The following is a 12,011-nucleotide window of genomic DNA, read 5'->3' as shown; positions in this document are numbered from 1 at the left end:
TCTTCGTGATTGGATAAAATCACCCTTTATGCCAAGATCAACTTCCTTCGGGTTATGCTTACTGTTTTGGTTAGCAGGATACACCTATTGTAATTCTCAATCCGGTGCAAAAGATTTTCCAATAGATCTTTACTCCCAATCCAAAATCCTAGATACTGGAATTGAAGAGATTTCTATTGATTCCCTGTTGAAAAACCAAAATGGATTTGATTTTGTCCCTATCACTCAATCCAATACCAATTTAGGATTCACCAATCATTTTTATTGGGTCAAATTCACGCTTAGCAATACCACGGAATCTGATCAAACCTACTTCTTAGAGACAGCCCGACCAATTACAGATTTGGCTGATTTATATGTGGTAAATGATCTAGAAGTTGAGGAAATCTTTGAAAACGGTGACAGAATTCCATTCGCTTCCAGGCCAGTTAAGCACCGCAAAGTGCTTTTCCCGATTAAAATGAAAGCTGAAAGTTCAAAGACTTTTTATCTTCATTTGGGAAGTGATGGAGAAGTGATCAATCTTCAACTCAAGCTGCACAATGACCAATCCTTGATCGAAGCTACCCTTTTTGACCAACTGATTTTCGGGGTGTTTTATGGAATTTTATTCTTGGCTGCGCTGACTTATCTCTTTTTCTATTTTGGCATAAAAGAAAAAAGCTTTTTACTGTACGTGGCATATGTAAGCTCAGTGGCCTTGCTTCATTTCTCTCTGGACGGATATTACTTTCAATTTATCACCCAAGGTCCGGGTTGGTTCTCGGATATCAGTGTTCTGTTTTTTGCAGCCCTTTCTGCGATGCTGTTTGGAAGATACACCCAAGTTTACGTCAGCATTGAAAGATTCTCCAAGAAGCTCAATAAAGCATTTAACATCATGGTAATTACGATGATGGTTTTCATGGCTGTCATTCTACTCTTGGATCAATTTCGCCCGCTTTATTACCCGTTGGTAAATGCCATTGCCCTTTTTGGGATTATCTTTTGTATTTGGGCTGTTTGTTTGAGTTATATCCGAAAAAAGCCAGCTGATCCCTTTTTCTCTATAGGCATTGCTCTTTTGACAATCGGGTTTATCACATTTATCTTGAATAACTTTTCTCTTATCCCCAATTCATTTGTCACAGAGAATTCGGCAAAACTGGGGACCGGCTTGGAAATCCTGTTTCTATCCTTATCCATGGCTAATCGGATTCGGCTGTTAAGAACTGAAAAGGAAAAAGCTCAAGAATTGGCCTTACAACAATCCCAAGAAAGTAACGAAATCAAATCTTTTTTCCTTTCTAATGTAAGCCACGAACTCCGAACTCCTCTCAATGCGATACTGGGGCTCTCTCAGTCTATCATGAGGGAAATTCAGGATGAGAATATCAAGAGTAATCTGGAGGTCATCAAGTATTCCTCTTTTTCCCTACTCTCCTCCATCGACGATATTTTGGATTATTCCAAAATTGAAAATGGAGAGCTTAACTTGGAGCAAAAGCCATTTGATCTTCAAAAACTATTGAATGAAGTCAAAGCCTCTGCATATCAACAGTCTAGAGACAAGGGATTAAAGTTTAGCTACCAAGAAAAGGTTATGCTTCCCCAAAAAGTAGTGGGTGACTCCAATCGGTTCAGACAGATTTTAATGAATGTGATCAGCAATTCGATCAAATTCACCCAGCAGGGAGATATAAAAATGTTGATTTCTGAGATTCAGGAATTAGATGAAAAAACCAAGATCAGTTTTGAGATTACCGATACAGGAGTGGGAATCAAGCCGGAAAAACTGGACAGAATTTTTGAATCCTTTATCCAGGAGCAAATTGACGATAAGCGAAAATTTGGCGGCTTTGGATTAGGACTCTGTATCGTTAAGGCTCTGACCAAACTTTATGAAGGAAATGTCCAGATCGAAAGTAAAGTGGGGCAAGGAACGACAGTTTTCCTTTCACTTACCTTTGGAAAAGCCCAAGAAAAGCCTTCAGATCTTATCAAGTCCCAAGCAGAAGAGCTTTTGCAAGGCAAAAAGATTCTTGTCGTAGAAGACAATCCTGTCAACCAACTTGTAATCAAATCCATTCTCAGGAAGTGGAAAGGAGTATCGTATGATTTTGCAAATCACGGAATAGAAGGACTGGAAAAGCTCCGGGAAAGTCACTTTGACCTGATCTTAATGGACCTACAAATGCCAGAAATGGACGGGTATGAAGCCACTCAGGCCATCCGAAGTGGTCTCGCCGGACCAAGCTGTCAAAATATTCCCATTATAGCCGTTACAGCAGATACCACCGAAAAGAGCAAAGCCCATGCAAAATCAGTCGGGATGGACGATTACATGACCAAACCGGTGGATGCAGATTTGCTCCAAGAAAAGGTTCTTCAGGCACTCTTCTTAGAAAAGGTTCAGCTCAACCACTTTTAGGACTTAAATCTGAATTTCAAGTATTTGATTTTCTCTCCTTTTTCGGAAAACATCTTTTCATACCGGGTTTTAATACCGTGATGATCATCTTTCATCTCGCTTTGATAAAAGTCATGAGTGAAAGCAATCACCTCGATATCTTCCCGGCTTTTCACCAACTCTAACGTATAGTCAAAAAGACCAGTGTTATCGGTTTTGAAATGTACCAAGCCTTCTTTTTTAAGCATTGGCTTATACATGTCCAAAAACCGGGGAGAAGTCAAGCGACGCTTTTCGTCCCCATCCCTTGGAAAAGGATCCGGAAAGGTGATCCATAATTCAGAAATTTCTCCTTCTGCAAAAAATTCATCCAACTTTTGGATCTGAGTTCTCAAGAAAGCGACATTATGGATCCCTTCTGCAGTTGCTGTGGAGCTTCCCTTCCAGATTCTGCTTCCTTTAATATCCACTCCGATAAAGTTCTGTTCTGGGTATTCCCTACCCAAACCCACGGTAAACTCTCCCCTTCCGCAGGCAAGCTCAACTACTATCGGATTTGGATTTTGAAATTGCTTATCGTTCCAATGTCCTTTGATTTCTTCAAAAATAGGCTTTCCAGCCTGGACTACATTTGGATTCGCCTCATTTTGGGCAAAGCGAACCAGCTTTTTTCTACTCATTTAAAGGTCATCAATTTCTGCGACCACAAAAGTACTGCCTCCGATAAATATCAAGTCATTTGGACCTGCATTTTTTCGGGCAAAGTTTAACGCATCATTGATTTTGGGAATTATCTCACCCTGAAGTTGATATTGGGCCGCTTTTTCAGCAAGATCTTGTGCCCCCAATGCTCTGGGAAGATCTGCTTGGCAAAAAATATATCGGGCATCTTTTGGTAAAAGGGCCAATATTTTGGAAATGTCTTTATCCTGAACCATACCCAAAACCATCCAAAGTAGGTCAAAAGAATAGGTCTTCAATTGATCCAGAATCTCTCTGATTCCGGGTTCGTTGTGTCCTGTATCAGCGATCACCAGTGGCTTTTCCCCTAAAATCTGCCATCTTCCTTTCAATCCTGTTAAGAATGACACTTCAGCGAGACCTTTCTCAATTGCCTTAGCCGGAATCTTCCATCCTTTAATTTTCAGCTGATTGAAGGTTTCCAAAATACCGGGAAGATTGAATCGCTGGTAATCTCCCAATAAGCCTAATGAGACCTGTGTGCTTTTCTCTCCGGTTTTAACTTCGTATTGAGCTGAAGGATGAAGATTTGTTTTCACATTACCTATTTTCCTCACTTGATGGATTTGATCAGCAAAAAAGATCTCAGAATTGGATTCTTTTGCCTTTTGGAGAAAAACAGGGGTGGTTTCCTCCTGAGTTTGGCTAATGACCACCGGGACATGAGATTTGATAATTCCTGCCTTTTCTCCGGCAATTTCCGGAAGGGTTTCCCCCAAAAACTGCATGTGATCCCATCCTATATTGGTGATCAAGGAAACCTCCGGAGTGATGATATTGGTGCTATCCAGTCTTCCTCCCATGCCAACTTCAATGACTGCTATATCCACCTGCTCCTGAGCAAAATGCCAAAAAGCCAAGCCTACCGTCATTTCAAAGAAGCTCGGTTTTAGCTCATCAAGGAAATCCTTATTTTCTTTTACAAACTGAACTACTGATTCCTCGGATATTTCATCTCCATTAATTTTGATCCTTTCGGTAAAAGATTTCAAATGGGGGGAAGTATAAAGCCCGGTTTTGTACCCAGCTGCCTGTAGAACCGCTGCAATAGAATGCGATGAACTTCCTTTCCCATTGGTTCCAGCAACATGGACTGTTTTGAACTGATGGTGGGGATTTCCAAGATGCGCACAAAGCGCAATGGTATTATTAAGATCTTTTTTGAAAGCTGAGGCTCCAACCCTCTGAAACATGGGGAGAGCATTGAACAAATAATCCAGTGTTTCCTGGTAATTCATATTTAATCTACCTTGATCACAAAGGTGATTTTTCCGGTTGAAAAATCCGCAGCGGCACCACCAGATTTTTTAAAGCTGATCTGATTTACCACTTGTCGGTAATAGGCCAAAACATCATTGGAAACATTGTATTCCAAGGGAACAGCCTGCACTACCCGACCAGAATCATCCACCGTGATTTTAAAAACTATTCTTCCATTCCGAGTCGATACACGGTCATTGATATTCGGTCTGGAAGCAAAATCCCATCCTGCCAAATCCAAGCTATATCCCGCGCCAGAGTTGGTTCCTTTGCCGCTGCCTTCGCCCATAATCGCTCTTCCATCCACTGTTCCGGTAGGTCTTCCTTCATCTCCTTTGGCATTGGAAGAACCTTGGGCTCCTCCTGATGCGGGAGTCGTACTTTTGCCGGAAGTCCCTCCAGCCCCAAATATTGCTCTTTGGTCAATTTTAGGCTGCTCAGGAGCCTTTTGAGTTGTAGTTTCCGCCTCAGACTTTGCGGGAGTGGTTACGGTTTTAACAGGCTCGGTCTTAGTAGGCTCAGGTTTTTTAGTTTGTTCAGCTGCTTTTTCTTCTCCTCTAATAGGGGATGGCTTCGTGGTAACAGCCTGATTTGCTGCAGGCTTGGAAGTATTTTTAGGTTTAGCTGTTTCTGTTTTTGGACTTGGAGCGGGGGTGGCAGGCTGAGTCACCACAGGTGCCACTTCGCCGGTAGCTGCTTGCTCTACACTTTGAGAAGGTGTTTCAGAGGGAGCATTTGGGCTATTGCGGTTTCCGGAACCGGTATCCGTAAATCCGAGATTCAGTTCCAAGCCATAGGTTGGCAAGGGAGGGATAGGCTGTTGCCATACCACGATAAAGTAAAAAGCAAGCAAAAGAAGGACATTGAGCACAAAAGTGACAATGGCGGATTTCCTTTTACTATCCTTTTCTACCTGATCTGAATCCCAAGTTTGCATGATTAATAGGGTTTTGTAGCGATGGAAACATTGGCCTCAAGACCAGCTGCAATTCCACCGATTTCTACTAGATATTCCACAGGAACTTCCTTGTCGATATGCAAGACGACTTGGCCTTTTTTACCTTCCAAGAGGCCTGCCAATTCTGATTTGATCTGTTCTCTACTAACGACCTTATCGTTTACGGAGTATTTCAGGTCTTTGGTTACTGATACGGTCACTTCCTGCATGACGATATCGGAAGTCTCACTGGAAGGCAAGTTCACCGGAAGGCCTGAAGGGGTAATGAAAGAAGAAGTGAGCATGAAGAAGATCAACAACAGAAAAATAATATCTGTCATCGAGGACATGCTGAACGCTGCATCGACTTTATTTTTTGCCTGAAGTCCCATAATTATTTATCCTGAAGGAGGTCGATGAATTCGATGGATGTATATTCCATGTTGTGTACCAATTTGGAAACCTGAGTTACCAAATAATTGTAACCCAAATAGGCTACAATACCTACCACAAGTCCTGTCGCTGTAGTGATCATCGCCTCATAGATCCCCATAGAAAGGAGCTTTGGAGAAACCATCCCCTCTTCCTGAGCAATGGAAATAAAGGCCTGAATCATCCCGGTAACAGTACCCAAGAAACCAATCATCGGTGCAGCACCGGCTACGGTTGCCAAAAGGCCCAGGTTTTTTTCAAGCTTATAAATCTCGATTTTACCCACGTTTTCGATGGATACTTCTATACTTTTCAATGGAGCTCCGATTCGCTCGATGCCTTTGGAAATCATATTGGCCACAGGAGTATTTTCTCCCATGCATAAGGCTCTGGCCTTCTCAACCTGTCCACTTTGAACCAAAACTTTGACCTGATCCAGAAGATGGGCCGGTGTTTTGGCAGCTTTCTTGAGAGTCAGGAGTTTTTGGACAAAGATGAAAATGGCCAGCACAAAAAGGATGTAAAGCGGAATCATCATGTACCCGCCTTTGATCAAAAGGTCGAGTAATCCGATATTTTCTTTAGTTGCTTTTGCAGCAAGCGTGTCGGCCGTAGCCAAGGAATCTACTGAGAGGGTCTGGAGAAGGATCATATTAATATTTCAAAATCCACAATTCTTCGGTGTATTGGGATTTGATCCTTTCGAGCTCTTCCGCCGCTTTTCTGAAACTGGTGAACTTTCCAATTGCTAATCTGTAATTGGAACTTTCAGCATAAGGGTAGATCAGAAAAACCTCAGGAACTCTTGCCTGGTAACCTGGAGCGAGCTTCATGGCATCCTGCTCCGATGGTAAACTACCCACTACAATAAAGTATTGAGGCCTTTCGGTTTGATTCTCGATTCGGATCAAATTTCCTTTTACTGATTGGGCAATTGTTGTACCAGATTCTACAGGTTTAGAAATATTAAGATTTGCTGGTGAGTTTTTTTCAATCGATTCCTGATTTACAGAATCTTGCGAAATTCCTATGGAAGCGACTTGAGCCGTAGAGTCCTGAATCTCGGCTGGTTGAATCACCGGAACTTCAGGTTGTATTTCGGCTTTTACAGGAAGGCTTTCCTCTGAAGTCTGTTTTTGCATTTGCCACAAAATGACTCCGACTATGCCAATAGCCAAGACGGCAACGATCCAAGCCCAAGTATTGGAGCTCTTTTCTACCGTGCTAGTATGTGAAATTGGCTGAGGAACTGGCTTTTCCTTGGGCTGGGACTTTTTCTTTGGAGCCTCTGAAACAACTGGAACGGCAGCTGATACGCTTTCTCTAACTTCCTCTGGAAGATCAGTTTTTTCTGGTTTTTCTTCCTTAGCCTTACCTTCTGCTGGAATATCCTTGATAGGTTTGACTTCAACCCAAGGTAAACCAAAGTCTTTGGGATCTTTCCACTGATTTTTGTCTGAATCTTTTACCGCCATTTTTAAAGAGCAATGTCACGAAACTAACCCAAATCAATGGAAAGCCCAACCCTTTCCAGGGAGAAAATCAAAATTTGAAACTGGCTCCCCCTATCAACTGAACACCTCTGACTGGATAATTCAACCAGCGCATGTTTTTTCCATTGGTCAGGTTATTTCCTTCCGCAAAAACGGAGATCCGATTGGTGATTTTAAAGTCGGCTTTGAGCTGTAGGTCAGCGATAGTTTTCAAATTTACCACCTCGGCTGTAGGCGGGCTTATTATCGAATTATCTATGCCTTTTGCTCTTATTCCTCCCATAAAATTGAGGTTAGCTTGAATCAAAAACTTCTCAAATGGCTTTACCTGGTTATTCACTCTCAAGGACCAAACGGGTCTATGCCAAGCTTCCTGCTGGGTTGATAAATCATATTGATAAAAATCCAGTCTAGAGCCAAGTGTATAGGTCTCTGAAAACTTAAAGCCCAATTCTGCATTTAGATTGGCGACAGTTGTTTTTTCGTCATAGACCACTTCAAACTTTGCAGAATCAGTCATGCTGTTGACAAAGAAGTGCAAATTATTGAACCTGCTGATGTCCAATCCAGCACGGTAATGGAAAATTTCATTAAACTGACCCTCGATGCCTCCAGCTATTTTATAGTTGTTGACAGTATTCAACAGCTGAGTATCCGGTCCAAGGAACGGGTTTTCCTGCACAAAGGAGAAATAGGTATTCCGATTGACATCCCCGGAGAATTCCCCATAAAAACCAAACTCCTCAGCAAACTGATAGCTGGCCTTCAGCACTGGAAATATCCTGAAATCACTGGATTTATTGGCAATTGAATCATCTTCAGAAACGATATTCAATCCAGCAGTAAATCTAAAAGCTTCGTAATCGTAGGATATTCGAGGACGTATTGAAAAATAATTTCTTAGGATTTCATAAGATTCATTGGATGGGTTGGTATGGGAATAGTCTATTCCGACCTTACCAGACCAATCCGAATTGGTACGAAACTTACCCTCTCCTTTCAATCCGATCTCATTTTCCTTGGCCATATAGCTGTCTTTGAAAGACCTGAATTTTACTTGAGCATCATAGGAAAAGGGTCCAACTTTTTCGATATCCCGAATTCCACCGAAAATCTGAAAATTATTCAGAATGTTAGAAGCGATGATAGGACCTTGAAATTCTGACTCATTCGGAATTTGAAAATTGGGATCGACTCCATAGAATGAATATTTATCCTGGGCCCAACCTAAGCCTCCATATACTTCCGCCGCATTCAAGAAGTAGCCCAAGTCTCCAGAGAAGTAAGTGTGGGTTTCTGGACTTTGCTCATCTTGAATTTCCACAGGCCCTTTTCTAAATCCCTGATGTTTAAAATTGAGAGAATAAGAAATGGGATCAGCAGCAATAGACATGTACCTTCCTTCCAAAAGCGGAGAATCAAAATTACCGTATCCAGCCCTTATGAAGCCGGGGTACAGTTCCAGTTTTGGTTGTCTGTAATCTTTTTGTACGGCAGTTGGCTGAAGTTTTAAAGCCGGAATCGGAAGGAAATAAGGTGTTACAGAATATCTGAAGTCCTGAATTCCGGTTGGTTGAGGTAATACTGGAAGTTTTTCAAAAGATCTTGGCTGAGTGGGAACTGTCAAAACCCTATCCTTTCTAATTACGAATTCCTGGTCCTGTACTTCTCCTCTTTTTCCAGTCTGTGCCCAAACCGATGAATTACCTAAAGCAAAAGCACCGGAAGCCAATAATAAAACAGCTAATTTTTTCATGGTTTAGTTTAGGGTTTTGAGTTTAGCAGCTGCTTCAGCTTTGATTTCTGCATTGGTAGATCTTTCCACAATTGATTCTAAGGTCGCTTTTGCCTGGAAGGTCTCCCCGCTTTTCACAAAGTTGTCTGCCAAAAGCAGGAACATTTTTCCATACCAGTAGTCAAAATCCGCGAATGGTCCAGAATAGTCATAAATGGCATCGTTGGATTTCTCGATATCCCCTTTTTCCTGATAGGTCAGGGCGAGTAGATAAAGCCCTTCCGCTCCCTGCACGGTCTTATATTGATTCATCAAAGAATTCAAAGTAGCCTCGGCCTGAGGAATTTGTCGGAGTTCTTTTTGAGCCTTTGCTTTTGTCAAAAGAGCCGTCGGAGTGGTTTCTGGCAATATGCCATCCAACAATACCAATCGGTCCGCATAAGAAATCGCCTGAGGATATTTTCGGGTGGCAAAGTTGGCAATCATCAAGCCTTGAATAGCTTCGGCTTCCTCAACCTTGTTTCGGGCATTTTGAGAAGCAGTTTCGAGATAAGGAATTGCTGCGGCATAGTTTCCTCTGCCTAATTCAATGGAGCCAAGCTTCTGGATAGCCCGTATTCGTTGTGGAGAGGCCGGTTCTCTTTCCAGTTGGCGGAAGTAAGAAATCGCTCTTTCCGTATCACCTGCCTGAAGAAATGCATCCCCTGCAAAATACAAGGCATCTGTTTTCTGCGCTGAATTTGGATAGCTTCTCAGGTAATTTTCAAAAGCCCTGGCAGCCTGAGCATAATTTCGATCCAAATACAAGCTTTTAGCTGCCTCGTATTCAAGAGACTGTACATTTCCTGCACCAGGATTGGAGCTTTTATACCTTGCCAAATATTCACTGAATTCACCAGATCTTCCTTGCAAAGCCAGCGTTTCCTGAAGACCTTTTAAGGCCGTTTCAGCATTGTCAGCATTAGGATGTTTGTCCAAAATCTGCTTGTAATCCGAAATGGTCTGCTCGTAATTCTGCAAAGAGAAGTTGGCCACAGCTCTACCTTCCAATGCATAAGGGACAAAAGGCGAGCTCTGTCTGGAATTAATCAGATCTGAAAACGCATTGGAAGCCTCTCGATACCGGAGTTCTTCGAGATTGATTTGACCTTTCTGATACATAGCATCCTCCCGATACAAACTGCTTGGGAATCCGGCGATCAATCGATCCAGATTGCTCAAAGCTTCATTGTTTTTGTTTTGGAAGTTTTGCACTACCGCTAGCCTGAAATACGCATAGTCGATACCGGTATTCTTTTCGTTGATTGCTCTTTGGAAAGCATTTTCAGATTCAGAAAATCTCTTTTGGACATAAAGACAGTCGCCCAACCGTAGAAGCGCATCGTCATAGTTTTGCTTCTCGGCATTTCCTCTCAGCTTTTCGGTATATAATCTAAATTGTTCCTCTGCTTTGGCATATTGCTGAGAATTGAAAAAGGCATATCCCAAACCATAATGGGTTTTGATTAAATAGGAATTTGCTGAAGCAGGTTTTAAAGCTCGTAAGGCTTCGTAAGAACGGATTGCCTGAGGTAAATTTCCATCTGCGGCATTGATTTCACCTTTCCAAAAGTGAGTTTCCAGCAGCAAATCCTTATCCACCGGAAACGCTTGTGACTTATCCAAATAGCTCAAGGCCTGCTTGTACTTTTGATCCCGATAATAGACCATTGCCTGATAAAAGGCTACTTTTTGATAGGCAGCTTGAATTCGAGGTGACTTGGTCCGGATCTTATCCATCTGTTCAATGGCTCTGAGGTAATCATTGGTATTGATCAAAGCCTCTGAAAGGAGTGTCTCCGCTTCGTTTCGGAATTTTCCGGAAGGATAAGTGTCTAGGTATTCATCGAGGACAGCAATACCAATCTGAAAACTTCCTTTCTGAAGATTGGTCTTTGCATAATTGAAAAGAGATTCCTCTTGAATGCTTTTGTTGAATACAGTCTTGGAGGCAGCCTGAAAGCTGGTAGAGGCAAACTGGTAGTTTTCCAGCTTTAGATAGGAATGGCCCAAATAGTAACTGGAAGCTTGCCCGATTTCATCCGTAGCAGAAGCAGACACTTTAAGGTAATCTGTAGCCCTTTGATAATTTCCTATTTCAAAGAATGAAATCCCTGCTTTATATACTTCCTCTCGGGAAAGTTCGCCTTTGCGGGCATTGATAAAGGCATCGTAATTTTTTGAGGCATTTCGGAAATCTTTTTTGGCATAATAAGCTTCTGCCAAATACAGATGAATGGTCTCTTTTCGGTCTAGATTCTGTCCAGAGGCCAAAAGAGGTTCTGAATACGAAATGGCTTGATCATGTTGACCGGACTGATAATAAAGTGCCGTCAAGAGATACGGAACTTTGGTGCTATATTGACTGGATTTGGAAGCTTCCTGAAGATCTGCGATTGCTTTGGCATTATTCCCCTGCTCCACAGCGATGAACCCGCTGTAGTAGTACGCATCAGCGCTGATCGGCTGCTTGAGGACTTTCGCCTGATCAAAAAATGGAGCCGCTTGAGAATAGTTTTTTAGCTGAAAGAAGGAGTATCCTTGCTTAAACAAGACATCCGCCCGATTAGCAGGACTAAGTCCCTCTGTTTTCACCAATTTGAAGGCATCAATAGCTTCCCTGTAGTTCTTTTTGTAAAAGAAATGATCTCCCAAATACAATCCTGCAGTGGTAACCGAAGGGTGATTTCCATGCTCAAAAATGTAGGCCTTCATTAATCCGGCACCATCAGGACTTCCCAGCTGAAGCGCAGCCATAGCACGGTGGAGTTCTGCAGATTTTTGTTGCTCACCGTTCAAGGTGTGATTGAGAAGGCGGCTGTTTTCAAAAATAGAAGCAGCAAAAAGCTCCTTGTCAAAAAGCTCCAAATGATAATCCAGAGCATGTTGTGGGCTGGTCTGGTAAAGGGTGGCTTGAGGAAATGCTTCCGCACAAAGACCCAGACCTGCCAGCAAAGCCAGGTAATATTTCATAGATGGTTTATT

Annotated in this window: 9 protein-coding genes; 1 reads left to right on the top strand and 8 read right to left on the bottom strand. The window is 42.3% G+C overall.

Annotation, left to right across the window (positions count from 1 at the left end; all coding sequences use genetic code 11):
* The first annotated feature begins 28 nt into the window (after window positions 1-28).
* The gene (locus G458_RS20470; protein ID WP_035467960.1) at window positions 29-2,410 is read left to right on the top strand and encodes a hybrid sensor histidine kinase/response regulator; all 2,382 of its coding nucleotides are present in this window, start codon (window positions 29-31) and stop codon (window positions 2,408-2,410) included.
* Here G458_RS20470 and trmB read toward each other — a convergent pair.
* The 8 genes from trmB to G458_RS0108565 all read right to left on the bottom strand — a co-directional run bounded on the left by trmB (window position 2,407) and on the right by G458_RS0108565 (window position 11,999).
* Window positions 2,407-3,069 (bottom strand): tRNA (guanosine(46)-N7)-methyltransferase TrmB, encoded by a 663-nt coding sequence (gene trmB, locus G458_RS0108600; protein ID WP_026951547.1) that lies wholly within the window; start codon window positions 3,067-3,069, stop codon window positions 2,407-2,409. The two genes, G458_RS20470 and trmB, sit on opposite strands and share 4 nt — an antisense overlap.
* Entirely contained in the window at window positions 3,070-4,368 is a 1,299-nt protein-coding gene (locus G458_RS0108595) for a bifunctional folylpolyglutamate synthase/dihydrofolate synthase (protein WP_026951546.1), read from the bottom strand. It abuts the gene before it with no gap.
* Between the two features lie 2 nt (window positions 4,369-4,370).
* On the bottom strand, window positions 4,371-5,327 hold the full coding sequence (locus tag G458_RS0108590) for a hypothetical protein (RefSeq protein WP_026951545.1): 957 nt from the start codon (window positions 5,325-5,327) through the stop codon (window positions 4,371-4,373).
* A 2-nt stretch (window positions 5,328-5,329) separates the two neighbouring features.
* A complete protein-coding gene (locus G458_RS0108585; protein WP_026951544.1) occupies window positions 5,330-5,719 on the bottom strand; it encodes an ExbD/TolR family protein in 390 nt (129 codons plus the stop codon).
* 2 nt (window positions 5,720-5,721) lie between these two features.
* Window positions 5,722-6,411: a MotA/TolQ/ExbB proton channel family protein gene (locus G458_RS0108580; RefSeq protein ID WP_026951543.1), complete on the bottom strand. Its 690-nt coding sequence runs from the start codon at window positions 6,409-6,411 to the stop codon at window positions 5,722-5,724.
* A 1-nt stretch (window position 6,412) separates the two neighbouring features.
* On the bottom strand, window positions 6,413-7,234 hold the full coding sequence (locus tag G458_RS0108575; protein ID WP_026951542.1) for an SPOR domain-containing protein: 822 nt from the start codon (window positions 7,232-7,234) through the stop codon (window positions 6,413-6,415).
* Window positions 7,235-7,301: 67 nt separating this feature from the next.
* Window positions 7,302-9,008, bottom strand: coding sequence for a TonB-dependent receptor (locus G458_RS0108570; RefSeq protein ID WP_026951541.1), 1,707 nt, complete (start codon window positions 9,006-9,008; stop codon window positions 7,302-7,304).
* A 3-nt stretch (window positions 9,009-9,011) separates the two neighbouring features.
* Complete coding sequence (locus tag G458_RS0108565) at window positions 9,012-11,999, bottom strand: tetratricopeptide repeat protein (RefSeq protein WP_026951540.1); 2,988 nt, start codon at window positions 11,997-11,999, stop codon at window positions 9,012-9,014.
* Window positions 12,000-12,011 lie beyond the last annotated feature (12 nt).

Origin of the sequence: Algoriphagus mannitolivorans DSM 15301 (genome assembly GCF_000429425.1) — a bacterium.
GTDB lineage: Bacteria > Bacteroidota > Bacteroidia > Cytophagales > Cyclobacteriaceae > Algoriphagus > Algoriphagus mannitolivorans.
The sequence above is the reverse complement of the archived record's forward strand: the minus strand, read 5'-3'. Positions and strand labels throughout refer to the sequence as shown.